The organism is Mangrovitalea sediminis (assembly GCF_002514725.1).
Taxonomy (GTDB): Bacteria; Pseudomonadota; Gammaproteobacteria; order Pseudomonadales; family Oleiphilaceae; genus Mangrovitalea; species Mangrovitalea sediminis.
This window is the reverse complement of the sequence record NZ_NTLB01000001.1, coordinates 786,466-812,434: the sequence shown is the minus strand read 5'-3', so window position 1 is coordinate 812,434 and position 25,969 is coordinate 786,466. Positions and strand designations below refer to the sequence as shown.

The 25,969-nt window shown below is 60.1% G+C and carries 24 protein-coding genes; 18 read left to right on the top strand and 6 right to left on the bottom strand.

All coding sequences use genetic code 11. The features are described 5' to 3' along the window. Window positions 1–6: 6 nt before the first annotated feature. Both CLR77_RS03855 and CLR77_RS03850 read right to left on the bottom strand, forming a co-directional pair. Window positions 7–801 (bottom strand): HAD-IIB family hydrolase, encoded by a 795-nt coding sequence (locus CLR77_RS03855; protein ID WP_097459245.1) that lies wholly within the window; start codon window positions 799–801, stop codon window positions 7–9. A gap of 189 nt (window positions 802–990) precedes the next feature. Then, window positions 991–2,448, bottom strand: a complete 1,458-nt coding sequence (locus tag CLR77_RS03850; protein ID WP_227519790.1) for a hypothetical protein — start codon at window positions 2,446–2,448, stop codon at window positions 991–993. A gap of 259 nt (window positions 2,449–2,707) precedes the next feature. Here CLR77_RS03850 and CLR77_RS03845 point away from each other — a divergent pair, with 259 nt between their 5' ends. The 5 genes from CLR77_RS03845 to CLR77_RS03825 all read left to right on the top strand — a co-directional run bounded on the left by CLR77_RS03845 (window position 2,708) and on the right by CLR77_RS03825 (window position 8,347). Further along, window positions 2,708–3,715 carry a YheT family hydrolase gene (locus tag CLR77_RS03845; RefSeq protein WP_158227112.1) on the top strand — a complete coding sequence of 336 codons (1,008 nt, stop codon included), beginning with the start codon at window positions 2,708–2,710 and terminating at the stop codon, window positions 3,713–3,715. A gap of 63 nt (window positions 3,716–3,778) precedes the next feature. Continuing rightward, window positions 3,779–4,549, top strand: a complete 771-nt coding sequence (locus CLR77_RS03840) for an SDR family oxidoreductase (RefSeq protein WP_097459243.1) — start codon at window positions 3,779–3,781, stop codon at window positions 4,547–4,549. Between the two features lie 56 nt (window positions 4,550–4,605). Further along, window positions 4,606–7,278 (top strand): aconitate hydratase AcnA, encoded by a 2,673-nt coding sequence (acnA, locus tag CLR77_RS03835; protein WP_097459242.1) that lies wholly within the window; start codon window positions 4,606–4,608, stop codon window positions 7,276–7,278. Window positions 7,279–7,634: 356 nt separating this feature from the next. Continuing rightward, on the top strand, window positions 7,635–7,982 hold the full coding sequence (locus CLR77_RS03830; RefSeq protein WP_227519789.1) for a DUF2288 domain-containing protein: 348 nt from the start codon (window positions 7,635–7,637) through the stop codon (window positions 7,980–7,982). After that, window positions 7,979–8,347, top strand: coding sequence for a PA4575 family protein (locus CLR77_RS03825; RefSeq protein ID WP_097459240.1), 369 nt, complete (start codon window positions 7,979–7,981; stop codon window positions 8,345–8,347). The genes CLR77_RS03830 and CLR77_RS03825 overlap by 4 nt, the downstream gene beginning before the upstream one ends. Window positions 8,348–8,368: 21 nt before the next feature. Here CLR77_RS03825 and CLR77_RS03820 read toward each other — a convergent pair whose 3' ends face one another. Further along, window positions 8,369–9,175: a TatD family hydrolase gene (locus CLR77_RS03820; RefSeq protein ID WP_097459239.1), complete on the bottom strand. Its 807-nt coding sequence runs from the start codon at window positions 9,173–9,175 to the stop codon at window positions 8,369–8,371. A gap of 132 nt (window positions 9,176–9,307) precedes the next feature. On the opposite strand from CLR77_RS03820, the gene CLR77_RS03815 reads away from it, so the two are divergent. The 7 genes from CLR77_RS03815 (at window position 9,308) to CLR77_RS03785 (ending at window position 14,759) form a co-directional block, all read left to right on the top strand. Next, entirely contained in the window at window positions 9,308–9,847 is a 540-nt protein-coding gene (locus CLR77_RS03815) for a YaeQ family protein (protein ID WP_097459238.1), read from the top strand. A 25-nt stretch (window positions 9,848–9,872) separates the two neighbouring features. Next, window positions 9,873–10,535, top strand: coding sequence for an alpha/beta hydrolase (locus CLR77_RS03810; RefSeq protein WP_097459237.1), 663 nt, complete (start codon window positions 9,873–9,875; stop codon window positions 10,533–10,535). A gap of 45 nt (window positions 10,536–10,580) precedes the next feature. Next, window positions 10,581–11,393 carry a crotonase/enoyl-CoA hydratase family protein gene (locus tag CLR77_RS03805; protein WP_097459236.1) on the top strand — a complete coding sequence of 271 codons (813 nt, stop codon included), beginning with the start codon at window positions 10,581–10,583 and terminating at the stop codon, window positions 11,391–11,393. A gap of 229 nt (window positions 11,394–11,622) precedes the next feature. Further along, window positions 11,623–12,441 carry a PaaX family transcriptional regulator C-terminal domain-containing protein gene (locus CLR77_RS03800; protein WP_097459235.1) on the top strand — a complete coding sequence of 273 codons (819 nt, stop codon included), beginning with the start codon at window positions 11,623–11,625 and terminating at the stop codon, window positions 12,439–12,441. A 23-nt stretch (window positions 12,442–12,464) separates the two neighbouring features. Then, window positions 12,465–13,424, top strand: coding sequence for a fatty acid desaturase family protein (locus tag CLR77_RS03795; protein ID WP_097459234.1), 960 nt, complete (start codon window positions 12,465–12,467; stop codon window positions 13,422–13,424). 105 nt (window positions 13,425–13,529) lie between these two features. Beyond that, a complete protein-coding gene (locus tag CLR77_RS03790) occupies window positions 13,530–14,126 on the top strand; it encodes a GNAT family N-acetyltransferase (protein ID WP_097459233.1) in 597 nt (198 codons plus the stop codon). Window positions 14,127–14,147: 21 nt separating this feature from the next. Next, entirely contained in the window at window positions 14,148–14,759 is a 612-nt protein-coding gene (locus CLR77_RS03785) for a methyltransferase family protein (RefSeq protein WP_227519788.1), read from the top strand. A gap of 15 nt (window positions 14,760–14,774) precedes the next feature. Here CLR77_RS03785 and CLR77_RS03780 read toward each other — a convergent pair whose 3' ends face one another. Next, entirely contained in the window at window positions 14,775–15,233 is a 459-nt protein-coding gene (locus CLR77_RS03780) for a winged helix-turn-helix transcriptional regulator (RefSeq protein WP_097459232.1), read from the bottom strand. Between the two features lie 135 nt (window positions 15,234–15,368). Here CLR77_RS03780 and CLR77_RS03775 point away from each other — a divergent pair, with 135 nt between their 5' ends. The 3 genes from CLR77_RS03775 to CLR77_RS03765 all read left to right on the top strand — a co-directional run bounded on the left by CLR77_RS03775 (window position 15,369) and on the right by CLR77_RS03765 (window position 18,568). Continuing rightward, a complete protein-coding gene (locus CLR77_RS03775; protein WP_097459231.1) occupies window positions 15,369–16,481 on the top strand; it encodes an NADH:flavin oxidoreductase in 1,113 nt (370 codons plus the stop codon). Between the two features lie 646 nt (window positions 16,482–17,127). Continuing rightward, window positions 17,128–17,604, top strand: coding sequence for a DUF6714 family protein (locus tag CLR77_RS03770; RefSeq protein ID WP_097459230.1), 477 nt, complete (start codon window positions 17,128–17,130; stop codon window positions 17,602–17,604). Window positions 17,605–17,704: 100 nt separating this feature from the next. After that, window positions 17,705–18,568, top strand: coding sequence for a class I SAM-dependent methyltransferase (locus CLR77_RS03765; protein ID WP_097459229.1), 864 nt, complete (start codon window positions 17,705–17,707; stop codon window positions 18,566–18,568). A gap of 682 nt (window positions 18,569–19,250) precedes the next feature. Here the strand turns inward: CLR77_RS03765 and CLR77_RS03755 are convergent. Beyond that, entirely contained in the window at window positions 19,251–20,456 is a 1,206-nt protein-coding gene (locus CLR77_RS03755) for an OmpA family protein (RefSeq protein ID WP_097459227.1), read from the bottom strand. 161 nt (window positions 20,457–20,617) lie between these two features. Then, window positions 20,618–22,852 carry an ATP-dependent helicase gene (locus CLR77_RS03750; protein ID WP_097459226.1) on the bottom strand — a complete coding sequence of 745 codons (2,235 nt, stop codon included), beginning with the start codon at window positions 22,850–22,852 and terminating at the stop codon, window positions 20,618–20,620. Window positions 22,853–23,115: 263 nt separating this feature from the next. On the opposite strand from CLR77_RS03750, the gene CLR77_RS20095 reads away from it, so the two are divergent. The 3 genes from CLR77_RS20095 (at window position 23,116) to CLR77_RS03740 (ending at window position 25,944) form a co-directional block, all read left to right on the top strand. Further along, window positions 23,116–23,292, top strand: coding sequence for a hypothetical protein (locus CLR77_RS20095; RefSeq protein ID WP_158227111.1), 177 nt, complete (start codon window positions 23,116–23,118; stop codon window positions 23,290–23,292). 87 nt (window positions 23,293–23,379) lie between these two features. Then, window positions 23,380–23,766 carry a DUF2237 family protein gene (locus CLR77_RS03745; protein ID WP_227519787.1) on the top strand — a complete coding sequence of 129 codons (387 nt, stop codon included), beginning with the start codon at window positions 23,380–23,382 and terminating at the stop codon, window positions 23,764–23,766. Between the two features lie 39 nt (window positions 23,767–23,805). Further along, the gene (locus CLR77_RS03740; RefSeq protein ID WP_097459225.1) at window positions 23,806–25,944 is read left to right on the top strand and encodes a tRNA(Met) cytidine acetyltransferase TmcA; all 2,139 of its coding nucleotides are present in this window, start codon (window positions 23,806–23,808) and stop codon (window positions 25,942–25,944) included. The last annotated feature ends 25 nt before the right edge of the window (window positions 25,945–25,969 follow it).

Sequence of the window (25,969 nt, the reverse complement as noted above, 5' to 3'; positions counted from 1 at the left end):
CAAGGCTCAGCTCCAGCCGAGCTTGTCCAGCAGGTGGTCGATCGCCCATTGCCAGCCAGCCGGTCCCGATGAACGGGTCACCAGCAGTTGGGGATTTTCCGGCAGCGCCATGTCGGCGCTGTGGGCCGGAGCGACCAGAACGGGGTGATCGACCGCATTTAGCATCGGGATATCGTTGGGGCTGTCGCCCAAGGCAATCGAGACTACGGCCTCGCCCGATAACTGTTCCCGGTGCCGAGCGATCAAATGGCGAACGGCGTCGCCTTTGTCGGTCAGGCCGGATAGGGTCCAGAAACGTCCGCCGCGCTGCAGGCGTAAGCCGCGGCGGTTGAGGAAATCGACGAAGGCTGGCCAGTCTTTGTCGCTGCCCTCCCAGCAGAGGGGTTCGCTGGCCTGCCGTTGCCGGGCCAGGGCAGCGGCTTCCCGGTCCAGCCCGGTCAGCGACGCTATGGTTTCCGGCGTCATGTCACCGAAACCCTTGGCGGGGAAGCCTGCCGCCTGTGCGGCGGCGAGATGACTACGCAACGTAAGGTAGGGGGTGCCGACGACCTGGGTTTTCCAGCCGGAGCCGTCTTCCCGTGGCAGTCCGATAACGTTGCCGTTTTCGCCAATCAGGGGCCCCCGCAGGCCGATGCGGCGGGCGAGGACAGCGATTTCCGCAATGGTTTTGCTGGACACCGGAATCACCGGTACCTCAAGGCTGCGCAAGGTTTCCAGTGCACGGCCGGCCGGTTCCCAGGAATAGGTCTCGTGATCGAGCAGGGTGCCGTCCAAGTCGGTGAAAACCATTAATGGCATCATAGTGCTGGGCCTTTTCCGCGGGCGCTGATGTCAGGGCAGGAATCTGAAACATCAAGCGCCAAAAACGTGATACCCAAAACCATTGCGAGATCGGTGCCAGTTTTCAACCGATTGAAATCTGGGGGGAAAGGCTATTTTGGTGCGATTTCGTGCGCCATTGTGGTGCGTCAGTCCCCGGAGTGGGGCGCATTACTTGCTGCGGGTGGGTGGTTCGAGGCGTTCATGGTGGGCAACCTGCGCCAGGTAGTGCCCAATCTGGGCCTGCAGCGGATGTTGGCGACAGCGTTTCTCGATAAAGCGCAGGAACGCCTCCGCCTTGTCCCACTGGTGTAAGCCATTGGCGAGGGTGCGCGCGACCAGCAGATAGGCACTCGCGGTGTCCTGATAGTCCGGGAAACGCTTGTGGAAATCGCGCAACAGGCGTAACACCCAGCGATATTCGCCAGCATGGTAGAGCAACTGGGCGCACTGGAATGCCACGACCGGGTCGTTCAGCCGGAGATCCGGCTCCGTCTGGACCAGGCGGTTGAGGTAGTCGGCCAGTTTCCCGCCATCGTGCCCCTTGATCAGCCAGGGAAGAAGCCTCTGTTGCTGGCGGTACAGCTCGGCATGGTCATTACGCGCTTTCAGCAGCAGGTAGAGACGTTCGATCTGGGCGCCATCTCTCGGCTGCTGTTTGAGGTTTTCCAGCAGGAGACGCTGGACACGATCGTAATCGCCATCCTTGAGCGCCATGTCGATATCGGCTTCCCTGCGCTGGGCAGACGGGCGGTCCGCCGGGCCGGGCGTTGGGTTCTCTTCCGCGTCGGCGACGTAACCGAGCGCCTCCTGGTACTGATAGAGCACATAACCCAGCATATTGAAGAAGATGACCGTGAAGTAGCTGTTGAGAAAGCCCGCAACCGGATGCCCGACATAGTCGGGGAAGTGCCGGAGGGCGAAGTCCTGGGCGGCGCCGGCAGCCAGCGACAGCAGGACCAGATGCCCGTAAAGGACGAAGTAGGGCCAACCGATGCGAGTGATAAGGGTCATCAGAACCAGAGGATTGATGGCCGCCGGTAGGCGTTGCTCCATTGCCAGGACCATGATGGCTGCCGGCAGCGCGAGCACGCAGAAAGCCAGCACCAGAAAGGCCAGCACCTTGCCGCCGACATAGCCTGCGGCGAAGGTGGATAGACCGATGATCGCAAAGAGCAACAGTTGCAGGATGACGATGACGAAACCTCCGCGAAACGCCATTGCCAGCGGCGGCGCTGTGAAAGTCCCTTCGGCGGTTCTCGCCAACACGGCAAAATTGTATTTGAGCAGGGCTGCGGTCAACGCGAGCGTTACCAGTCCGCCGACCAGGTTACGCTGCACCAACAGGGGGACCAGGGTGCAAAGTACGATCACCAGCAGTGGGTCGGTCGACAACGGATAACGGAAAAAGGCAGGAATGCGGGCCCAGAACGGCGGGGCTTCGGCGGCATCGCCCAGGTAGCGCAGATTTTTCCCGCAGCGCGGGCAGGCGCCCCGGTGACGACGGCTGTCGGCGTCCGGTATACAGTTGGGGCAGTAGAACATCTGGCAGTCCGGGCAAAGCCAGCGTGCCGTTTCGACGGGATGATAATGACAGTAACGGTTGTTCACGCCTGCAAGAGCTACCATGCTGAAAGGGTTGTCCAGTGGCCGTCTTTCGGGAACAGGGACGACTTTGCCGTAACGTTAGCATGCCCGCGGTGTGGCGTCCCGATCCCTTCTGCGACAATGCCGGCTGAGCCGGATCGCCGCGGTCAACGTATTGCAAAGGGTTGTGGTTGAAAATGAACGCCTCTATCCCCATTCGTTAAAGTATATGGTTGATTCTGATCTCGCGATTCCCCTTGCTGAAGCTGCTGGACGCACTGTCCCGGCAAAGGATGCTGTCGTGCCTCGGCATGTGGAAATCGTGGAAGGGTGGCGACCCGCCTCAAGCCTCCGCAATCCTCACGTCCAGTCCATGCTGGCCTCGATTCCGCTGCGCCGCCCGGCGGTAAAGCGTCAATCACAGGCGCTACGGGTACGCTCGGAAGAGCGCATACTGTTGTGCCGGGATGGTATCCGCCTGCACGGTATGCTGTCGCGGCACGGCGACCGTCCACACCCGCTGGTGTTGATGATTCACGGCTGGGAGGGAAGCGCAGAGTCTCTTTATCTGTTGTCGGCGGCATCCGCCCTCTTTACCGCCGGGTTCGACGTTTTCAGGCTGCACTTGCGCGACCACGGGCCGAGTTATCCGCTGAATCGGCAATTGTTCAATGCGGGGCGCCTTGGCGAAGTGCTCGATGCGGTGTGTCAGGTGCAGGCGGAGGAAAAACCGCCGGCCTTCTTCCTGGCGGGTTTTTCGATGGGCGGCAACTTCACCCTGCGGGTCGCCGCGGCGGCAGAGAGCGCCGGTTTGCCATTGGATGGCGCCATTGCGGTGTCTCCGGTGCTGGAACCACGCAGCTCGCTTGAGGCGCTGGATCAGGGGCCCTGGTTGTATCGCCGTTATTTCCTGCATAACTGGCGAGAGGCGCTGCGGCGGAAATCGCGCTGTTTCCCGGACCTGATCGACTGGTCCAGGGTCGAAAAACTGGAGACTATCACGGCACTGACGGAGTATTGTGTCGAATACCATTCCGAATTTCCCGATCTGCAGGCCTACCTGAACGGGTATGCCGTGACCGGCGATCGCCTGAGTGACCTGTCCGTGCCCACCTGGCTGATCATGGCCGACGACGATCCGATCAATCCGGCCGCGGATCTGGCTCGCCTGGCGGGCAGTGAACGATTGCACGTGGTCCGTACAGGCTACGGTGGGCACTGTGGATTTATCGACGACTGGCGTTTCAATTCCTGGGTGGATCGTTTCCTGGTGCGGCAGTTCCGGGCACTTCTGCCGGCGGCACTGTGACTGGCCGGGTATCCTGAACTCTGTCCGGGGTTAACGTTCACTCTGGTACTGACAGGAGGAACGATGAGCGAAGATCGGCAAAAGCCTGTGGTGTTGGTCACGGGTGGAGCCCAGGGTATCGGCCTTGGGATTACCCGGCACCTGTTGCTGAATGGTTGGCGGGTGGCACTGCTGGATCTGGACGAAGAAGCCCTTCTGGCGCTGGACGACGAACCCCATGGGGATGCCCGTCTGGCGATTGCCGCGGATGTATCGCGGGAGGCCGAGGTGGCTGCTGCCGTGCAGCGGGTTCTCGACCAGTGGGGCCGGCTGGATGCGGTGATCAACAATGCCGGTATTGCCAACCCGGTCAGCGGTCCGCTGGCCAAGCTCGAACTGGACCATTGGCAACGCTGGCTGGACGTCAACCTCACCGGTGCCATGCTGGTCTGCAAGCACAGTATCGATGCCCTGCGCCGTAGGCGCGGGGCCATTGTCAATATCGCTTCCACCCGGGCCCTGCAATCCGAGCCTGATTGCGAAGCCTACGCTGCCAGCAAGGGCGGCCTGGTGGCCTTCACTCATGCACTGGCAGTCAGTCTTGGTGGTGATGTGCGGGTCAATGCCATCAGTCCCGGCTGGATTGCCGTGGACGATTTCAAAAAGCCGGCCCAGCGTCGGCCTTTGGCCCTGCGGCCGGAAGATCATGAACAGCATCCCGCCGGTCGCGTCGGACGGCCCCACGATATCGCCGCGCTGTGCGCCTTTCTGATCGGTCCCGAGGCCGGCTTTATTACCGGCCAGAACCTGGTGGTGGACGGCGGCATGACCCGCAAGATGATCTATCGCGACTGAGGAGGAGTCCGACTTTACGAGAAATGACCCTGAATTCCTGATACGGGAGGAGAGACATGTCTGCATTGGACAGCTTCAAGACACTCCGCACCTTGGAGGTCAAAGGTAAGACCTACCACTATCACAGCCTGCCGGACGCGGCGCAGTCCCTCGGCAATCTCGACCGCCTGCCGCGCTCGCTTAAAGTGCTTCTGGAAAATCTGCTGCGCCACGAAGATGGCGTCACTGTTACGACCGATGATATCAAGGCGGTTCACGCCTGGTTGGAAAAACACCGCTCGGACCGGGAGATCCAGTACCGACCGGCGCGGGTCCTGATGCAGGATTTCACCGGTGTGCCGGCGGTGGTCGACCTGGCGGCGATGCGCGACGCCATGGCCAGGGCCGGCGGCGATCCCGAACGTATCAATCCGTCCTCGCCGGTGGACCTGGTGATCGATCACTCGGTGATGGTGGACAAGTTTGCGACGGCGACCGCGTTTCAGGAAAACGTCGATATCGAGATGCAGCGCAACCAGGAACGCTATGAATTCCTTCGCTGGGGCCAGAAGGCTTTCGATAATTTCCGCGTGGTGCCGCCGGGCACGGGTATCTGCCACCAGGTGAACCTGGAATATCTGGGGAAGGTGGTCTGGCAGAAAACCGAAGACGGTAAGACCTTTGCCTATCCGGACACTCTGGTTGGCACCGATTCCCATACCACCATGATCAACGGCCTGGGCATCCTGGGCTGGGGTGTGGGCGGTATCGAAGCGGAGGCGGCGATGCTCGGCCAGCCGATCTCCATGCTGATTCCGGAAGTCGTCGGCTTTCGTCTGACCGGCCAGTTGAAGGAGGGCGTAACAGCGACGGATCTGGTGCTCACGGTCACCCAGATGCTGCGTAAGCGGGGCGTGGTCGGCAAGTTCGTCGAGTTCTTCGGCGGCGGCCTGGACCGCCTGCCGCTGGCGGACCGCGCCACCATCGCCAACATGGCGCCGGAATACGGTGCCACCTGCGGCTTCTTCCCGGTCGACCACGAGACGCTCACTTACATGCGTCTGTCGGGCCGGGACGATGAGACCCTGGCCCTGGTCGAGGCCTACTGCAAGGCGCAGGGCCTGTGGCGGGACGATGACAGTGCCGAGCCGGAATTTACCGATGTCCTTGAACTCGATCTGGGTACGGTGCAACCGTCGCTGGCCGGTCCCAAACGCCCCCAGGACCGTGTCGCCCTGACCGACATGAAGACAGCCTTCGAAGAGCTGATGGACTTTAGCGGTAAGGGTAATGAGCGGGAAAAGTCGGCACCGGTCGACGGCACCGATTACGGGCTCAGCCATGGCGACGTGGTCATCGCGGCCATTACCTCCTGTACCAATACGTCGAATCCCAGCGTACTCATGGCGGCCGGTCTGGTCGCCAAGAAGGCGGTGGAGAAGGGACTGCACCGCAAGCCCTGGGTAAAGACCTCCCTAGCGCCGGGGTCCAAGGTGGTGACGGATTACCTGGACCGTGCGGGGCTCACACACTACCTGCAGGAGTTGGGCTTCTATCTGGTCGGCTATGGCTGCACCACCTGTATCGGCAACTCCGGTCCGTTGCCGGAGGCTATCGGCAAGGCGGTCGATGAAGGCAATCTGATCGTTTCCTCGGTGCTGTCCGGTAACCGTAACTTCGAGGGGCGCGTGCATCCGCAGGTCAAAGCCAACTGGCTGGCCTCGCCGCCCCTGGTCGTGGCTTTTGCGTTGGCAGGCACCACGCGTATCAACATGCAGGAAGATCCCCTCGGTGAGGACGCTGCGGGCAATCCCGTCTATTTGCGGGATATCTGGCCGAGCAACCAGGAAATCGCCGAGATGGTGTCCCGGGTGGATGGTGAGATGTTCCGCAAGGAGTATGCGGAAGTATTCCGGGGTGACGACCATTGGCGCGGCATCCCGGTCGCCGAGGGGAAGACCTACCGCTGGAATACCCAGTCCACCTATGTGCAGCATCCGCCGTTCTTCGAGCAGATCGGCGAGCCGCTGAAGCCACCGGTGGATATCGAGGATGCCCGTATCCTCGCGCTGTTCGGTGACTCCATCACCACCGACCATATCAGCCCGGCAGGGTCCATCAAGCCGGATTCGCCGGCAGGTAAGTATCTGCAGGCGCATGGTGTGCAACCCAAGGACTTCAACAGCTATGGATCGCGACGCGGGAACCATGAGGTGATGATGCGGGGCACCTTCGCCAATATCCGTATCAAAAACGAGATGTTGGAGGGCGTTGAAGGCGGCTATACCCGTCATGTGCCGTCCGGTGAGGAACTGCCGATCTACGATGCGGCCATGCGTTACCAGGACGAAGGAACACCGCTGGTGGTGATTGCCGGCAAGGAGTATGGCACCGGTTCCAGTCGCGACTGGGCGGCCAAGGGGACCATTCTACTGGGTGTGAAAGCCGTGATCGCCGAGAGTTTCGAGCGGATTCACCGGTCCAACCTGGTCGGGATGGGTGTGCTGCCGTTGCAGTTCAAGGATGGCCAGAACCGGGAAACACTGAAACTGACCGGTAACGAGACAGTCAGCATTCTCGGTCTTTCCGACAACATCAAACCGGGCCAAACGTTCCAAGTGGCTATCGGACGGGAAGATGGCAGTCGCGAGACGGTGGATGTGCTGTGCCGGATCGATACGCTCAATGAGGTCGCTTACTATAAGAGTGGCGGCATCCTGCACCATGTGCTGCGGGACATGACCGCCTAGACCTTCCGTTCCCGGACAGGGGGTGATCCCAACGGATTACCCCCTGTCGCTTTTCCGTTCTGTGCCACGCCGTCTTCCGTAGCAAGAAGAATCTGTGATTCCGTGCCTGGTACGGGCCCCGTGTGGGGTTGTACCCTGCGACCTGAACGCGGCAGGTATGCGGAAATACATGTGTATTTTGCAGAATTTTTCACGCTGGAGTTGGGACAGCATGCCGAGCCGCACCGCATGTGTTTTAATGAATCGATTGCATTCCGGGGTTCCTGGGCCGAGGCGGTAGACTTTGTGCTGGGGGCATGGGATGGTGAATGACTGGGAATCGCCTGTCGGCGATAAAGCAAGTCGGAGGTCGGGTTGTGGATCAAAGTCTCGCCCTGAATGAGCAGGATGCGACCTTGCGCGAAAAGCTGAATCAGGAAACGTCGCGCATCCGCTGGGTTGAGCTGCAGCCGTTTTACGCGCGTGGGCAGGTGGTGCACGTGGCGACGGACATGAATCTTCTGGATGCGGCGATGGCTGTAGCACGGGACGATCGCCAACAGGTGGAGCTCTGGATGGCGGATGGGAGCGTGGCCGGGGTTAGCGACGAGCAGGCCCGCAGCTGGTTCGACGGCGACGCGGAGTTGTGGACGGTCGTGGTGGCGCCCTGGGTCCTGGTGCAGGATCGTGCCGTCTCGACGCCGTCTGCGGAAGCCGCGGTATGAAGCTCCATTATTTTCACGGCCCAGGTCCCTTGCGGGCGTTGATTTTGGGACGCGATGACCGTCGCGTGGAGCTGTATATCAAGCAGGTGGGTGACGATGCCTTTGCGTTGGTGGCGTTGGCTGGATCACCCGCGCAACATCCTGACCGCACCAAATGCCAGGGCCCGTTCCGTTCGGCGCCTCAAGCCGAGGCCGCCTTGCGCGGCATCGCCGGTTCCCTGTTGTCCCAGAATTACCAGATGGAGCGCCAGCATCCGGTTTGGAGTGTGCAGGCGCAAGGTCTGGCACGTCGTATTCGCGAGGAACGCGAGACCAACGTTGGCGATTACCGGTTCGACCCCGACCAGCACGAGCCCATCTGGTAGGGCCTTCTCTACATCGTCCGCTTACTCCGGCCAGAACACCCGGAGACTGTTGGCGTGGACGATGGGCAATAGCGCTTCGACACTCATCCCCTTGACGGCTGCCACCTTCTCCGCCACGAACGGAATATAGAAGGGTGCGTTTTCCCGACCGCGATAGGGTACCGGCGTCAGGAACGGCGCATCGGTTTCCAGCAGGATATGCTCCAGCGGTGTCATGGCGATGATGTCGCGTACGTTTTCCGCCTTGTTGAAGGTGGCTATGCCGTTGAAACCCAGGCACCAGCCGCTGTCGATGGCATAGCGGGCGAGGCCCGGCCCCGAAGTGAAGCTGTGGATGACGCCCCGGCGGCGGACAGCGTTTTCGAAATCCCGCAGGATGGCGATGGTGTCGTCGTCCGCGTCACGGCTGTGAATCACGACCGGCAAATCCAGGTCCGCCGCGATCTGCAACTGGCGGGCGAACACTTGGCGCTGGACCTCCCGGTCGGCGTGGTCGTAATAGTAATCCAGTCCGATCTCACCAATAGCGACGATCTTGTCGAGCGCGGCGGCGTGTTCGCGGATATCGGCCTCGACGGCGTCAGTGAACAGTTCGGCCTCATGGGGATGGATGCCCTGGGTGCCGAAAACGTTGCGGTGGGCAGTGGCGATCTGGCGTACCGATGCCAGGTTGTCCGGCGCCACCGCGATGGTGATGACCCGCTCGACATTGACCCGTTCCGTTTCCGCCAGGATATCCGCAACGGGCATCTCCTTGAGGTAATCCAGGTGACAATGGGTTTCGATGATCGGGTGGCTGAAAACCGGAATATCGCGCTTCTTGCTCATGGGACCGTTTATCGTGAAATGAAGGGGCAATTGTAACAGCAAGCAGAGATTGCGCCGAATGTCAGCGACGGTATGACGCGCTGGGGCTTGCTGGTATCCTGAGGCCCGCCCCCTTCTTGAACCGGATGACCGATGGCACTGAAAGCTACTGTCTTCAAAGCGGCGCTGCAAATCGCCGATATGGATCGTCACTTTTACCAGGATTTCAATCTCACCCTGGCCCGGCACCCGTCGGAAACCGACGAGCGCATGATGTTGCGTTTACTGGCCTTTGCCCGCCATGCCAGCGAGGCCCTGCAGTTTACCAAAGGGCTGAGTACGGATGATGAGCCGGATCTCTGGGAAAAGGATCTCAGCGGGGATATCGCGCTTTGGATCGATCTCGGACTGCCGGACGAATCCCGGGTGCGCAAGGCCTGTGCCCGTTCCCGGCAGGTGTGGCTCTATACCTATGGCGGGCGGGCTGCCAGTCTCTGGTGGCAGAAGAACGGAAGCCGTCTGGCCCGCTTCGATAACCTGCATGTGGTGAATATCCCGGCAGAAGTCTCAAGCGCGTTGGCAGCGCTGGCCGAGAGAACCATGCAGCTGCAGTGCAATATCCAGGACGGCCAGCTCTGGATCGGTGACGGTACTCAGACAGTGACCGTTGAGCCGGAATCCCTCTACCCCTAGTTCCCACTGATCACGGACCCTCGCTATGTCGCTGTTACCCTGTGTCGAGATCGAACCCCGTTCACCTGCGGATGCCACCGTTATCTGGCTCCATGGCCTGGGGGCCGATGGCCACGATTTCGAGCCCATCGTGCCGGAGTTACGGCTGCCTGAGAGTGCGTCCGTTCGCTTTATCTTCCCCCACGCGCCGTCGATCCCGGTCACGATCAATGGTGGCTACGTGATGCCGGCCTGGTACGACATCCTGGAAATGGATATCGAGCGCAAGATCGATGAGCGTCAGATCCTGGCTTCGGCGGATGCGATCCGAGCCTTCATCGACCGGGAAATCGAGCGGGGTATCGATAGCCGCAGGATCATTGTCGCGGGCTTTTCCCAGGGTGGGGCTGTGGCCTATCAGGTGGCCCTGACCTACCCGAAACGGTTGGGCGGCCTGCTGGCCCTGTCGACCTATTTCGCCACGCGGGAAACGATCAAACCCGACGACGCCAATCGTGATCTGCCGATACAGGTCTGCCACGGCAGCCTGGATCCGGTGGTGCCCGAGATCCTGGGGCGCCAGAGTGTCGAGCGACTTCAGTCCCTTGGCTATCCGGCGTCCTACAAGACGTACCCGATGGAGCACGGCGTTTCTCCCCAGGAGGTGACCGATATCGCCGTTTGGCTGAAGGCGCGCCTGTCGCTCTGATCCGTTGTTTCGATACAACCGCGAGGTTCTGCCCGGAGGTGTGCAATGACGACTGTTGCAGGCGATAACGTCAAGCTAGAACGACGTCCGCCGTTGCTGGTGGTGACGCTGAATCGCCCGCAGCATCGTAACGCTGTCGATGGACCCACGGCGCAGGCATTGGCCGCGGCCTTCCGGGATTTCGACAAGGATCCGGAACTGCGCGCTGCCATTCTGCGGGGCGAGGGGGACCACTTCTGTGCGGGTGCCGATCTCAAGGCGGTGGCGAGCGGTGATCCGGAGCGGATCAATCGGCTGGAAGCGGACGGCGACGGGCCTATGGGGCCGTCGCGGATGTTGTTGTCCAAGCCGGTCATTGCGGCGGTGTCGGGCTATTGCGTGGCCGGAGGGTTGGAGTTGGCGCTCTGGTGTGACTTGCGTGTGGCGGACGAATCAGCGGTGTTTGGTGTGTTCTGCCGTCGCTTTGGCGTACCCCTGATCGATGGCGGAACCGTACGGTTGCCACGCCTGATCGGTATGAGCCGCGCCCTCGACCTGATCCTTACCGGGCGACCGGTGGCGGCGGAGGAGGCTTTACAGATCGGTCTTGCCAACCGGATTGTGCCGGTTGCCGACCTGATGTCCGAGGCGGAAGCCCTGGCGCTGCAACTGGCGGCTTTTCCGCAGGCATGTTTGCGCCAGGATCGCCTGAGCGTCTATGAGCAGGCGTCATTATCCCTCGAGGAGGCGCTGGCCAATGAGTTTCGTCATGGTTTGAAAACGCTGGCCAGCGGCGAGGCCCAGGCGGGTGCCGGACGCTTTGGCGCCGGTACCGGGCGACACGGCGATTTTTCGGACGGACCTGATTCCCCGCAATAGTCCTTTCCTCTGACGGTTGTCCTTTCTGGCGTTTCCATCGTCCTGGGGTTCCTATCGTCGGCTGGCTGAACCATACGTCGGATAGAGCTGTCGCAGGTACGGTCTTATCCTGCCAGTGATTCTGTTTTTTTACCGCACGATGTAAAAAATTACTAAAATTGACTAAAAATTCCTGTATCAGTAATATTAATTTAATTACCTGATATTGGATTTTTTTGTAAGGTTAAATATGAAGCCCAAAGCCAAAAACCTCATCCTCGACTTGCTGCTGGCAGCCAGCGGCGAGCCGATCGAGGCGCGCCAGGCGGTGGAAGCCGGTGCGTTGTTCAATATCAGCGAAAACAGTATCCGGGTTGCGTTGGTGAGGCTGTCATCGGAGGGTCTGATTCAGGCGGCGGCGCGCGGAAGCTACCAGTTTGGCGATGCAGCCTCCGATATGGCGCGAGATATGGCTACCTGGCGGCATGCCGATGCGAGGATACGTCCCTGGAGTGGGGCCTTCGTCATGGTGTCCTGTGTGTCGATGGGGCGCAGTGACCGGTCGGCCCTTCGGCGTCGGATGCGGGCGTTGGATATGCTCGGGTTCCGGGAGCTGGAACAGGGGCTGTTCATACGACCGGACAATATCGATGGCGGGGTTGCTGGTGTCAGGAAGCGTCTGCATACCTTGGGGCTGGAATCCAGTGCCCCGGTGTTTCTGGCGAGCGATTTCGATGCGACCCGCGATGCCCTGGTTCAGCGGTTATGGGATGGCAAATCCCTGAACGGGGCTTATCACCGATTACGTACGCAGCTTGAGGCCTGGCTTGAGCGGGCTGAGGGGCTGGAGCTGGATGTGGCGGCAAGGGAAGCTTTTCTGCTAGGTGCCAAAGCCATTCGTCAGATCGTGTTTGATCCGTTGCTGCCGGAACCCTTTGTGGATGCTGCGGAGCGCCATCGCTTTATCGAAGTGACGCGTCGCTTCGACGAGGCTGGTCACGACATCTGGCGGCGGCGGTTCCAGTTTCACGGCGCGGGCCGCGCCGTTGAGGCCAAGTCCTTGCATTGATGACCTGTTGTGGAGTCGTACCGATGCAAAGCCGTCCCCGTATCAAGGAACTCTTCAGTCGCGAAGAGATTCAGGCCCTGACGCGTCGCTCTGATCTGGCAGGGTGGTGGGCGGTGCTTTCCACCTGGGCAGTCATTGCGGCGACTTTCGTTATGATGGCCCGCTGGCCGGGTATCTGGACGGTTGCAGTGGGGCTGGTGGTGCTGGGCGGGAGGCAGCTGGCGCTGGCGATACTGATGCATGAGGCGGCGCATGGCACCCTGTTTCGAACCCGGTTCCTCAACGAGAAACTCACTGACTGGCTATGCGCCCGGATTGTCTGGAACGATCTGCCCCGGTATCGGCGACATCACCTGCAGCACCATGCGCATACCAACCAGGAAGGCGACCCGGATCTGAGCCTGTCGGCACCTTTTCCGGTGACGCGTCTATCGCTGGCACGCAAAATACTGCGAGATATTATCGGGCTGACCGGTTTGAAAAGGATCGCCGGCCAGTTTCTGATCGATATAGGGTATTACGGCTTTACGGTGGCAAACGATGCCCGCCGCCGTTCGCGGGAAGGGCTGGGGCGCTGGGATTACGTCCGCGACGGCTTTCGCAATATGCGTGGGATGGTCATTTCGAATGCGATTTTGGCAATGCTTCTGTTAGCCGCGGGACAGGCCTGGTTGTATCTGGTTTGGGTGGCGGCCTATCTCACCACCTTTAGCCTGTTCGTGCGTATTCGATCGCTGGCAGAGCACGCGTTGACGGAAAACAGTGCGGATAGCCTCCGCAATACGCGCACCACCCGGGCTCATTGGTTGGCGCGGATGACGGTGGCTCCGGTCCGCGTGAACTTCCATATCGAGCATCACCTGATGGCGTCCGTGCCGTACTTCCGGCTGCCGCGTATGCACCGTCTGCTGAAAAACCGAGGCGTCGTTGCCGATCCTCCGGGTTATCTGCAGGTGCTGCAGCAGGTTTCCAGCGTTTCCTGAAAATTCCAGGCTTGGCAAGGCGGTGCCGTTACGACATGCTATGTGTCCGCCGGTACGTTGGTCGGCGGAATCAGACGGATTTTCGCCATTTGCCAAGGACCTGTCATGTCAGACTGGATCTACCCGGTCACACTGCGTGGCCGTCGTGTGACGCTCGAACCACTACAGCCGGAGCATTGTGAAGGTCTTCAGGCCGCCGCCGGAGATGGTGAACTCTGGCGTCTTTGGTATACCTCGGTGCCGACACCGGAAAACATGGCCGCGTCCATCGAGGAAGCACTCGAAGAGCAGGCGCAAGGCGTCAGTTTGCCGTTTGCGGTGAGGGACAATGCGTCCGGGAAGCTGCTCGGATCGACTCGCTACCTGCACGTCGAGGCGAGCCATCGGCGGCTGGAAATCGGGGCAACCTGGTATGCCCGCAGTGCGCAGCGCACCGGCATCAATACCGAGTGCAAGCTACTGTTGCTGACCCATGCCTTCGAAGAGCTGAAGGCCATTGCGGTCGAGTTTCGGACCCACTGGCATAACCGGGCATCGCGCGCGGCGATTGCCCGCCTGGGCGCCAGGCAGGATGGCGTTTTGCGTCATCATTACAAGATGGCCGACGGCAGTTTCCGCGATACGGTGGTTTTCTCGATCGTCGAACCGGAATGGTTGGCTGTGCGGCGTAACCTGCAGTTCATGCTCGAGACTCACGAGTAAGCCACCGGAGTCGGCAATCCCATGTCCGCCAGCGGCATCGAAAGTATCGTCCGGGATTTCCTGGCGCTGTATTTCCTGATGATCGGCCTGCATTACACCAGTATCAGTCTGGCGCTGTTCGATCGGATGGGATTCTCCCATATCCATTATGGACGCCGGGGATCGCGGACCTGGTGGGGCCGACACCTGTTCAATCTGTTCCGGGCCACGATCCTGGTCGTGTGCCTGGTTCGGGTGGTCTGGCCGATCGACCCGTGGCTGGGTGTGGTCGAGCTGCCCTTTCGTCCCTTTATTGAAGTCTCGGGCGTCGTCCTGTTGCTGCTGTCCTTTTACGTGATCGACTATGTGCACGCTTATATGCATATGGACTGGCGTACCGGGATAGACCCGGAGCCCGGACGGTCCTTGCTGACGACAGGCCCCTTCGCGCGTTCCCGCAATCCGATGTTCATGGGCATTCTGCTTGGGCAGCTCGGATTCATGTTGGCGCTACCGAGTCTGTTTTCGCTGATATGCTGGATCGTCGGTGGGGTGGTGATTGTTCAGCAGGCCATGGCGGAAGAGAGAGCGCTGGCTGCGCAATATGGCGAGCGCTACGCCGACTATCGTCGTCAGGTACCGCGATGGTTGTAGTGATTAATGATCGGTTCAGGAACCGGTGTTCTGGCGTTCGTCCACCTGCGTGAAGACATCCCGTACGTCCAGGGCCCGACCGTCACCCGCCAGCACCCGGACTGCCTGTATCGGCGCGCCGTTTTCCCTGTCGCGCAGATCGAGAGGCGGGAATTCCGTCGGAATCCACTTGTCGCCCCACTGGCGCAATGCCACGACGACCGTGAAGAGGTCGCGACCTTTTTCGGTCAGCCGGTATTCGTAACGGGAACCGTGTTCTCCGACATCCTCCTTGCGCAGCACATCGTGCTCGACCAGGCGCGACAGCCGATCACAAAGAATATTCTTTGCGATGCCCAACTGTTGCTGGAAGTCGACGAAGCGACGGGTGCCGTACATGGCCTGCAGGACGATGCGCAGGGACCACCAGTCACCGACCTGATCCAGGGCGCGGGCGACGGGGCATTCGGTATCGAGAAAACGTTTTCGGCTCATGTGGGCAGTGTATCTAATTTGGTTGCATTTAGAAACTCGATTGAATAGAGTTGCATTTTGAAACCGAATTAACGGGCGTTATCGTGTTGCGCGATAGCCCCTTGTCGAAACCGATTACGTTGTATGGAGGCCTTTATGAGCCTGGATCTCGGTCCCCTGTTCCAACCCTTTAGCTGCAAGTCACTGAATTTGAAAAACCGGGTCGTTATGGCGCCGATGACCCGCAACCAGTCGCCGGGCAATGTCCCGGGCGAAAACGTTGCAGCCTATTACCGCCGTCGCGCCGAAGGCGGTGTGGGCCTGCTGGTGACCGAGGGCACCACCGTCAATCATCCGGGGGCCAACGGCTACCAGAATGTTCCGGCCTTTCATGGTGAAGAAGCCCTGGCCGGCTGGCGCCGTGTGGTCGAAGAAGTGCACGCCGCGGGTGGACAGATCGTTCCGCAGCTTTGGCATGTGGGCGCCATCCGCAAGGAAGGCATGGAGCCGGATCCGTCGGTTCCGGGTTTCAGCCCCTCCGGTTTCTATGCGCCGGGCAAGGCCAACGGTAAGGCCATGACCCAGGCGGACATCGCCGACGTGGTCAAAGCCTTTGCCGACGCTGCCCGTGACGCCAAGGCGCTGGGTTTCGACGGCATCGAGCTGCACGGTGCCCACGGTTACCTGATCGACCAGTTTTTCTGGGCCGGCACCAACCTGCGTGACGACGAATATGGTGGTTCCATGGCCAAGCGTCAGCGCTTTGCTATCGAAATCATCGAAGCCGCCCGCGATGCGGTCGGTCCGGATTTCGCGATTATCCTGCGTTATTCGCAGTGGAAGATGCAGGATTATGACGCCAGGCTGGCGGCGACCCCGGAGGAACTTGAAGCCTTCCTGAAGCCGCTGTCAGAAGCGGGTGTGGATATCTTCCATGCCTCCCAGCGCCGCTTCTGGGAGCCGGAATTCGAGGGTTCTTCCCTCAACCTGGCTGGCTGGACGCAGAAGCTGACCGGCAAACCGGCGATTTCAGTCGGTAGCGTCGGACTGACGGAAGACTTCATCAGCGGTACGTTCATGAGCAAGCAGAACACGGTCGAGCAGGCGGGTATCGACGAATTGGTCGAGCGTATGCAACGCAACGAATTCGACCTTATCGGGGTTGGCCGTGCGCTGTTGCAGGACCCGGAATGGCTGACCAAGGTCCGCGAAGGCCGCAACGACGACATCGAAGCGTTCTCCAAGCAATCGATGGCCGTCTTGACCTGAGAAAGGGTGTGGGTGAGGGGAAAGCATTCCCGAACCCTGCCACCCAATCACTCTTTAGCGGATGTCGTGTAAATGAGTGATTGTATGGAGATCAGCCCCGCTATTGCGGGGCTTTTTCTTGAGTGCGTCATGGCGCTTTATTTGCTGAGATGACCTTTCCGCTTTGGCCACGGTGCCTATCTCACGTCAGCCAACGAAGCCTGGTGATGTGATGTCCCTTTTTCGGCCAAAGCCGACATTGGTGAGCCTCCCCCGAGATGTCAGCTTCCAGCCCTTACCTATCCTCACCAAAAACGTTCATTTTCGCCTATTACTCGATATTCCTTCAGCCCTTGGGCGACTAAGCTATCCGCTAAATGGTTCGCTTTTTCCTGAAAGCCGTTAGTATCTTTTTGCGGGTCCGTATATTGCTCCATCGTTTTCTACCGTAGTAATTAGGTGTTTGAACAGAAAAAGGAAATTCTGTATTGAGGCTGAGTGCAGAATGCAATAACACGGACCATCGGGTCCGCACTATTGCAATTGTGTATTTAGCGATCAAGGTGGTAGGCTGCTGATTATCCTAGAAAAGTGGCGAGATAAGACACCTGCCGCTACAAAGTAATATGCGGACCGTAGGGTCCGCTCTATTACACTGTTATGCCTTATGAATACTGAGGATCTGAGAAAGGAAATTGAAGCCACATTCCCCTTTGTAGAAAAACCGCAAGGGCTGGCTTTGTCGTTCCACAAAGACGCTTGCTTTCAATGCGAGTACTTACGGAAAGATCTTCAAAGCTTTAAAGGAAAAGAATTGCCGCCTGAGGGTATCAGAGAGATTCATCAGGAAATGTCATGTTTGTCAGCCAAAGGTTGGCGGTGGGTTCTTCCCTCATACCTTCGATACTCGCTGGCGGAAGATGCAAGTTACGATAAGACAGAAACTGAGTTTTTGATATACAACCTTTCCCCAGGTTTAAAGTATCAATTGGAAACCAAGCAGAGACTGGCCGCGCTGAATGAAGAGCAACTTCTCTGCTTAATCCATTTCCTAGAGTGGTGCCAAGAACACGAACACTGGGGCCAATATTGTGCTGAGGAAATTTCTGCGGGAATTGCCTTTTTATCTACATTGAGGGCATAACCAGGGGCTGCAGCGGACCGCTTTTCCGGCGCGGTGCGCCTCCAAATCGGCCGCTGAGCCCGCGCATCAGGTTCAACGCTTGACCAGGAGAAAAATTTACATGGACGAACAGCAACCCTCATTCGATGCAGCGAAATACAAGAACACGCAGCGGGAGCAATGGAACAAGGATGGCGCAGCGTGGCGATACTGGACTCCCTTTCTGGAACGCTGGTATGGCGAAGTAACCCGCCGGATGCTCGACCTCGTCCGTATTCAGCCAGGTCAGCGCGTTCTGGATATCGCCGCCGGCGCCGGCGAACCAACTGTGAGTGCCGCCGGGCGTGTTGGGCCTGGCGGATATGTACTGGCAACTGACATCTCGGAAGGGATCCTCGAGCTTGCGCGCCAGGTCGCCCATGAACGCGGACTAAAGCAGGTTGAGACTCGCACTATGGACGGCGAAAAACTGGACCTCTCGGACTGTACCTTTGATGTGGTGCTGTGCCGGCTTGGTCTGATGTACATGCCGAACCCAGTGACCGCGCTAAGTGAGTGGCGCCGTGTCCTGAGAGCAGGCGGCCGTGTTGCGGTCGCCGTGTTTTCCACGCCCGACCGGAATGCCTGGGGTGCCGTGCCGGCTTCCATCATCCGCCGCCGCGCGCATCTCTCACCCCCCGTTCCGGGACAGCCTGGACCGTTTAGCCTGGGCGGTCCCGGTGTGCTCGAAGGCATTTTTAATCAGGCCGGCTTTGCCAACCCCGAGATTCGCGCCGTGCCGGTACCCCATCGAGCGGCCACTGCCGCCGAGTACGTACAGGTCGCCCGGGAAGCGTTCGGCGGGTTCAATGCGATGATGGCTCAACTGCCGCCTGAAGAACGCGAGTCCGTGTGGAATGAGGTGGAAAGATCGCTGCGCAGTTTCGAATCGAGAGATGGGTTCGAGGCGCCGGGCGAATGTCTTGTCGCTGCGGCAACGAAGTGATGGTACGCAGACTGCTAAAAAGTCACTCATTCGGACGCAAACTATGCTTCGTTTCGTTTGCGCCGCACAGTCTCAACGTTAGAACCAAAAGGCACCTTGCATCTTATGAACCATAATCCAGTTTTCAAGTACATGAACGCAGGGGTCGCCAAAATTGTTCTTGTAAACAAAACCCTTTGATGGAGTTCACCAACTCTTTCTGATGATCCTCTTGATTTGGCCAGGGTTTGGCTGGGGTCAGGTGGATCTACCATTTGCGTATGCCAGAAAGTACAAAAACGCATCGACCAGCTTTCAAAGGCAATACCTGTTTTCATCCAGTTCAGTGAGGTGGGATAGAGAGCGTCGTGTATATCGGCGCTGGCACACGTCACCCAGGACGCTACAGAAAACCATCCAAAAGGCGATCCGCCCCCTGAATCTGAACAGGCGTGTCACCGCCCACACGTTACGCCACTACTTCGCCACGCATCTGCCGGGTTTTTCTGATAAAGAGCGGTACTAAAACGGGGTTAGGGTCAGCCCTTTGCGGAAACAAAATCCGGCCTTCCCGCTTAAGCGCGATGAACCAATAAAAAGCCCCGCGATTGCGGGGCTTGTATCCATACATTCACTCATTTACTCAGAATTTGAGATAAAGAGCCATGTCATGGTCTTTCCGTTCTGCGAATCCAGCCAAGCGTTACTGCACTTCCTTCTGGATGCGCGCTTCGACACGGCGATTCTGCATGCGGCCCGTGGCGGTTTTGTTGCTTGCCACCGGTTGCGCTTCGCCATAGCCGATGGCGGTAATCCGGGAAGGCTTGATGCCGTACTTGTGGATCAGTACCTGACGAACGGCGTCAGCCCGACGCTGTGACAACTGCTTGTTGTAGGCAGCGTTACCGGTGTTGTCGGTGTGTCCGCCGATTTCCACGTCGGTATCTTCATAAGCCTTCATGAAGGCCGCCAGCTTGCCGATTTCCTGGTCGTATTGAGCCGGGACCTTGGCCGAGTTGGTTGGGAACTGGATGTTCATCCGGATGGTCTTGACCACGGCCTTCTTGCCTTCGCAGCCGTTGCTGTCGACTTTGACGCCCTTGGCGGTGTTGGGGCACTTGTCCAGGTTGTCGGGAACGCCGTCACCGTCGCTGTCCACCGGGCAGCCCTGGCTGTTGACGATAACGCCGGCCGCCGTGCCGGGGCACTTGTCCTGTGCATCGGGCACTCCGTCCTTGTCGCTGTCGACGGGGCAGCCCTGACTGTTGACCGCTGTGCCTGCAGGCGTGCCCGGGCACTGGTCCTGCGCGTCCGGTACGCCGTCCTTGTCGCTGTCCGCCGGCATGGCGGGCGCGGTTTCCATGGTCTGGCTCACTGGCTGGCTATGGCCGCCGAAGCCCCAACTGACACCGACCGACAACATGGTGTCCCAGGTATCGTCGTCCATGCCATAAAACTCGCGGGCGTCGGCGCGCAGGGAGAATGCCGGGGTCAGCGCGTAGCGAAGACCGCCGCCGGCATTGACGCGGGTCTCACCGTGGGTGCGGGTGAAGTTGGCGTGTCCGACCCCGGTGGCCAGATAGGGCTGCAGCGCCTGATCCGGTGTGAAATAGTGCAGGGCATCCAGGCGATACTCATTGAAACTGCTGCTGCCGGAGCCTTTGCCTTTCTTGTAATCCGGTTCAGCGTGACTGAAAACGCCTTCCAGCGACCAGGCATCGCGGAAGCGATATTCCAAACCGGCGCCGTAGGTGGCGCTATCATCGATGCCACGTTTGTGGTCGAAAAGCTGATAGCCGATAAAGGGATTGATATAAACCTTCGGGGGCGTATCTGCGTGTGCCGTCATGGCGCCCGCCGCCATCAGGGCGGACAGGGTGGACATCGCTAGGACGCGGAAACTTTTCATCGGAACCTCCTGTTCTGGACGGCCGTTCGGGCCATTACTCGACACGTCTTACTGCTGAATGGTGCTTCTGGGGCGGAACGGCTCACAAAGTACCAGTACGCGGCCCGTAGTCAATTGGCTTAATCCCGCATTGCGCAAATGTCATTTAAACCAGTGAGTTGTCAGGATTCGAGTGGCGTGAAGTACAGGTGCGCGCTTTTTTTGCTGAAATTCAGGGTCTCGCCGCTCTCGAAGCGGACCTCAAAAGCCCGCTCATCCTCGCCAACAACCTCTCCAGGGCCGAATACCGCATGCTGTAACGACCGGTGATGCCACAACAGTTGACCATCGGCAGCCGATTCGGCGGCGGGTTCTGCGCCGCTCAGGGTTCGGTCATAGTGCTGTGCATAACGGCGCGCCAGGGGCGTGACGGGGGTGCTCAGTGTCAGCGTGCTTTCGTCTTCGCCCAAACGACGGCCGAGTTCTTCGCAGAGGTCGAAGCGGAGTTCGTTCATGAAGCGGCTGGGCGCCTGTTCCGTGTCACCGGGCAGGGCGCGCGCAGGCCGGGTCAGCAGGTGAAGGGCCTCTCGGCTGCGGGTCATGGCGACATACAGCAGCCGCCGCTCGCTCTCGATGAAGGCGGCCAGGTTGTCGCTTTGCCGCAAGGTGTAAGGCAGGTATTTTTCCTGCAGGCCGGGAATCACCACGACCGGCCATTCCAGCCCCTTGCTGCGGTGCATTGTCGAAAGATGCAGGCCGTCGCTGCGGGACTGATTCGCTTCCGCCTGTAGCCGTTCCAGATGCTCCAGGGCCATGGCGGCGTTGACATCCAGGGCGTCCAGGTAGTGACGGAAGCCCGCAACGGTGCCGATACGTTCATCGGCGGTTTCATGGGTCAGAGCCAGGCTGCGTAAACCTTCGTTCAGTTCGGTGGCTTCGGCATAGCGACTGATCAGGTCGCCGGCGCGACCGGGAAAGCCCTGCAAGTCCTCCAGCGCCCGACCCAATTTCCGAATCTTGCGGGCGGGCAGTGCCTTCCATTGCTGGGTGTCGAGATTGAGCAGTATTTTGCCCCAGTCCTGCTCGAACTGACTGAGGTACTCCGCCAGTTCATACATTTCTCCTTCCCGCAGGCCCACGTGAGGAAAGCGTAACAGGCTGCGGGCCGCGCGGGTTCGGGCCGGGCCGTCGAGGTCGGCGAGGCGGCCGCTACTCACCTGCAGCAGATGGATGATGGCTTCCACCTCTCGGGTGAATAGTGCGCCTTTACTGTTCTCTATCCGGTACGGAATGCCCTGGGCGAGGAGGCGTAACTCGATCGCCACACTCTGGCTCCAGACACGGAACAGGACGGCAACCTCGCTAAGGGGGCGCCCTTCGGCCTGATAGTTGCGGGCCAGGCGGACCACGACGTCGGCGTCGTCCTCGCTCACATGCCGATGAATACGGGTATCCGGCGTGCTGGCATGGGCATGACAGAGCACATCCTTGCGGCCTTGGTTGTGACTGATGAGGTGATTGGCCAGCAGTGCAACGCGATGACCGTAGCGAAAAGTGTAGGAGAGCGTCTGCTCGAGCGGCGATTCGAACTCTTCGCCGAAGCGATTGAGAATGAACTCCGGCCGGGCACCGCGAAATTCGTAAATGGTCTGGTCGGGGTCGCCCACCACCGTTACCCGCGCCCGCTCACCGGCGATGTAGCGCAGCAGCAGGTGTTGGATTTCGTTGGTGTCCTGGTATTCGTCGACCAGGATCATGTCCATTTTATTGGCGACCAACTTTTGCAGGGGCGGGTGCTGGTGAATGGCCATGACGGGTTCGTACAGCATGTCCGCGTAGCTGATCCGGCGTTCCCGCTTGCGCCATTGTTCGAAGGCGTGGAAGAGGTCGATCAGGTAGCGGTGACGTTCACCGTAGTCGAGGGCCTCGAAAACCGCTTCTGCCGGTGTCAGGGTCGTCTTGACCCGATCGACGAAGCCGGTGGCGGTTTCGACGAACTCCTTCTTGTTGCGCCGGGCCTCGTCCTGCAGATCTTCCGGCACCAGTTGCCGCAGCAGGTGCCAGACCTGGTACTGGATTTCCTGATCGCTGAGCACATCGCCCTGATAGGCAGGCAGAAAGCCTTCGCGAATAAATCGCTGGTACAGGCGAAAGCCCATGGCGTGATAGGTGCGGATTTCAGGCAGGAGCGTGCGACCGCTTTCGCGGGTGATTTCACGGAGCTTGCGGGTGAAGTCGTCGCGGGCGCTGCGGTTGAACATGAGAATGAGCATGCGCTCGGGGTCGTGCCCCTGCTCCAGCAGATAGCGGATGCGCCAGGCGAGGGTGGTGGTCTTGCCACTGCCGGCAACAGCCGTGATCACGCAGTGCTCGAATCCCTGCGTAATGATGGCGTGTTGTTCGTCGGTCAGTTGCATGAGGCTCCTCGTGCTCAGAAGCCTCGCATTGTACCTGAAGCCGCCCGGTGCGGCGGAACTGTTTCCGACCGTGCCCGCTTATCGCGCGTAACGGCACCGCCGGGAACCCTGTTGGTGCGAAGGAGGCTTCCGGTAGTCATGTTGTCACGACAATGTCATTGGATATCAATGTGATAGTGGAATAGTGGTGCATCGCCTATCTGGCACGTTCTGTGCTCGGTTTGCGCAAACTTCTTTCCCCCTGTCCTGGAGTCTGTGGTCCCATGACGGAAGCTACTGCTGTTCCCGATGAACGTAAATACCGGCTGGCGATGGAAATTGCCCGCTTTGAAATGCGCCTGATGATTCTCGAGCGCTGTCCTGCCATTGAGGCCAGGGCGCTCAGCGAGACCTATCGGAGCATGATTCGCCAGCGCAGGCACCGTCTTTCCGGAGGCTGAAGCCCGCCGACAGCGGTTCTGGGTGCTCAGTGTCCTCCAGTTCGTCATAATGGGGCCTTTCCGCTATCCGCCCAGGGAGAGACCCTAATGCCTGCAATGGATAAGACGACACCGCTGAACGTACTGGGAGAGCCTTTGCAGTCGTGTAGCGCCGACCCGGTTACCGGGTTTTACCGTGATGGCTTTTGCCGTTGCGGGCCGGACGATGTGGGCGTGCATGCCGTCTGCGTGGTAATGACGAACGAATTCCTGGCGTTTTCCCGGGAACGGGGTAACGACCTGAGCACACCGATGCCGGCCTTCGGCTTTCCGGGGCTGCGTGCTGGCGATAGCTGGTGCTTATGCGCCACGCGCTGGCAGGAGGCCTATGAGGCAGGCTGCCCGCCCCGGGTACGAATTCAGGCGACCGGCGAAGCGGCGCTGGAGCATTGCGAGCTGGGTGCCCTCAAACGCTATGCAGTCGATCTCAGCTGAGATGGCCATCGTATCGGTTGAAGGTGCCGGTATTTCACGATGAAGGATCAGCTAGCTGCCGTTCCCGTACTGGCGCAGTCGATTCAGGGCCAGGCGTTGTCGTCAGGTCATCGCCGTATGGTGTTGGTCGAGGGGGCGGCTGACTGGGCTTGCCAGGTTGCTGCCGTCTGGTTGACACAAGTTCCTGCCGAGAGGGCGCTTTGGGTGGGCGATGGGGCCTGTGCAGAGGTGCCCTGTTGCACGCCAGGGGAAGCCAACCGCTGGCTGGGTAGCGAAAGGCAACTGCTGATCTGGAATGGACGCAGCGGCTATGCTCCCGATGCCTTGGCGGCACTGACCGGGACCCTGGTGGCCGGTGGCATCTTCCTCATGTTGCTGCCACCGTTGGAGGATCGGTCGTCTACGTTGTCTGATACGGGCGACGACCTGAAGGCGTCCGCTCAGCGTTTCTCTCATCGCCTGATTCAGAGTTTGCTGGTCGATCCCACGATCTTGCGGTTGCGTCAGGCGCATCCCTGGCCGCAGGTGCCCGTCATGGAGGCTCCTCGCACCCAAGCTGCCAGCGCTATTGAGCCGACACCTGATCAAGTCGAGGCTATCGATGCGGTTATCCATGTGGTCCGGGGACACCGGCGGCGGCCGCTGGTTGTGACGGCAGACCGTGGGCGGGGCAAATCGTCCGCACTCGGTATTGCGGCCGCCAGACTGTTGCAGGAGGATCGTCAGCGTATTCTGGTAACGGCTCCCCACCTGTCTGCCGTGGACAGCCTGTTCCGGCATGCCGCCCTGGCCTGGCCGGATGCCCGCGGTGAATCAGGCCTTTTGCGTACAGAGGCCGCTGAGCTGCGGTTTGTTCCGCCGGACGTGCTGCTGCATGAACGGCCGACGGCGGACCTGTTGTTGGTGGATGAGGCCGCAGCCCTACCGACGGCGATATTGACCGGGTTGTTGCGTGCCTATGCCCGGGTCGTATTTTCGACAACAGTGCACGGTTATGAGGGATCGGGGCGGGGATTCGTCTTGCGCTTCCAACGGGTGCTGGAGACCGAGACACCGCAGTGGCGTCGCCAGGAGCTGTCTCAGCCCGTGCGTTGGGCACCGGGGGATCCGGTGGAAAGCTGGTTGACGCGGACCCTGCTGCTCGATGCCGAAGCGGCACACCAGATCGAGGTGCCTGAGGCAGAGCTTGTCGTCAGGTCCTGGCCGGGGTCCGAGCGGGACCGGGATGAGGGTTTGCTCCGCCAAGCCTATGGCCTGTTGGTGGAAGCCCATTATCGCACGACGCCGGATGACCTTCGGCAATTGCTGGATGACGATACCCTGCACTTGTGGCTGGCCCAGCAGGGCGAGACTGTTGTGGGGGTGCTCTGGGTGCAGGAGGAGGGCGGCCTGGACCCCGCTTTGGGCGACGCGGTGGCCATGGGGCGGCGACGCCTGCGCGGACACCTGCTCCCCCAGTCCCTGGCCAATCATGGCGGTGATCCGACTGCCATCGGGTTGCGTTATGGCCGCGTGGTCAGGGTTGCCGTTCATCCCCAGTGTCGGCGTCTCGGGATCGGCGCCCGCCTGATTGCCGCGGCCCGGGAACAGGCCCTGATGGCGGGCTGGGATGTGCTGGGTACCAGTTTTGGCGCCGACGTCGCCTTGCTGGCGTTCTGGTGTGCCTGTGGTCTCGACGTCATGCGTCTGGGATTGCATCGTGAAGCCAGTAGTGGCGCTTACGCCGTCATGCTGGGTGAAGGGCTTTCGACGGCTGGCCGACGGCTTGTCGAGGCGCAGCGAGCCCGCTTTGCCGAGCACTGGCCGGGGTTGCTCGCCACGCACTGGCGCTGGCTGGATGCGGGCTTGGTGTGTGCGTTGATGGCGGCATTACCGCCCGGCACCGGGCTGGTGCCGGAAGATGAGCGCGAGCTCCACTATTTCGGTGAGGGGCACCGGCAGTTTGAATTGTCCCGGCTGCCCTTGCAGCGACTGAGTCATTACGCAATGCTGAAGGGCATTCCCTCCACCTGGTCGGAGGACGATCAGGCCCTCTGGGTTGCGGCCGTCCTGCAACAGCGAAACTGGGCAGAGCTGCAGGCGGAAGGCGCTGTCGGCGGGCGCCGACAGGGGGAGCAGCGTTTGCGTCATCTGGCGGCGGAACTTTTTCGGACGGTGGCTGATCTCGAAAGACAGTAAGTCAGGCTTCAGGACGAGGCCAGGG

Coding starts and splice junctions, on each gene's coding strand:
- CLR77_RS03800 (WP_097459235.1), top strand. CDS start 11,623: ATGAAGCCCAAAGCCAAAAACCTCATCCTCGACTTGCTGCTGGCAGCC.
- CLR77_RS03840 (WP_097459243.1), top strand. CDS start 3,779: ATGAGCGAAGATCGGCAAAAGCCTGTGGTGTTGGTCACGGGTGGAGCC.
- CLR77_RS03825 (WP_097459240.1), top strand. CDS start 7,979: ATGAAGCTCCATTATTTTCACGGCCCAGGTCCCTTGCGGGCGTTGATT.
- CLR77_RS03850 (WP_227519790.1), bottom strand. CDS start 2,448: ATGGTAGCTCTTGCAGGCGTGAACAACCGTTACTGTCATTATCATCCC.
- CLR77_RS03770 (WP_097459230.1), top strand. CDS start 17,128: ATGAATACTGAGGATCTGAGAAAGGAAATTGAAGCCACATTCCCCTTT.
- CLR77_RS03775 (WP_097459231.1), top strand. CDS start 15,369: ATGAGCCTGGATCTCGGTCCCCTGTTCCAACCCTTTAGCTGCAAGTCA.
- CLR77_RS03810 (WP_097459237.1), top strand. CDS start 9,873: ATGTCGCTGTTACCCTGTGTCGAGATCGAACCCCGTTCACCTGCGGAT.
- CLR77_RS03780 (WP_097459232.1), bottom strand. CDS start 15,233: ATGAGCCGAAAACGTTTTCTCGATACCGAATGCCCCGTCGCCCGCGCC.
- CLR77_RS03755 (WP_097459227.1), bottom strand. CDS start 20,456: ATGAAAAGTTTCCGCGTCCTAGCGATGTCCACCCTGTCCGCCCTGATG.
- CLR77_RS03795 (WP_097459234.1), top strand. CDS start 12,465: ATGCAAAGCCGTCCCCGTATCAAGGAACTCTTCAGTCGCGAAGAGATT.
- CLR77_RS03820 (WP_097459239.1), bottom strand. CDS start 9,175: ATGAGCAAGAAGCGCGATATTCCGGTTTTCAGCCACCCGATCATCGAA.
- CLR77_RS20095 (WP_158227111.1), top strand. CDS start 23,116: ATGACGGAAGCTACTGCTGTTCCCGATGAACGTAAATACCGGCTGGCG.
- CLR77_RS03805 (WP_097459236.1), top strand. CDS start 10,581: ATGACGACTGTTGCAGGCGATAACGTCAAGCTAGAACGACGTCCGCCG.
- CLR77_RS03785 (WP_227519788.1), top strand. CDS start 14,148: ATGTCCGCCAGCGGCATCGAAAGTATCGTCCGGGATTTCCTGGCGCTG.
- CLR77_RS03790 (WP_097459233.1), top strand. CDS start 13,530: ATGTCAGACTGGATCTACCCGGTCACACTGCGTGGCCGTCGTGTGACG.
- acnA (WP_097459242.1), top strand. CDS start 4,606: ATGTCTGCATTGGACAGCTTCAAGACACTCCGCACCTTGGAGGTCAAA.
- CLR77_RS03750 (WP_097459226.1), bottom strand. CDS start 22,852: ATGCAACTGACCGACGAACAACACGCCATCATTACGCAGGGATTCGAG.
- CLR77_RS03765 (WP_097459229.1), top strand. CDS start 17,705: ATGGACGAACAGCAACCCTCATTCGATGCAGCGAAATACAAGAACACG.
- CLR77_RS03745 (WP_227519787.1), top strand. CDS start 23,380: ATGCCTGCAATGGATAAGACGACACCGCTGAACGTACTGGGAGAGCCT.
- CLR77_RS03740 (WP_097459225.1), top strand. CDS start 23,806: ATGAAGGATCAGCTAGCTGCCGTTCCCGTACTGGCGCAGTCGATTCAG.
- CLR77_RS03855 (WP_097459245.1), bottom strand. CDS start 801: ATGATGCCATTAATGGTTTTCACCGACTTGGACGGCACCCTGCTCGAT.
- CLR77_RS03815 (WP_097459238.1), top strand. CDS start 9,308: ATGGCACTGAAAGCTACTGTCTTCAAAGCGGCGCTGCAAATCGCCGAT.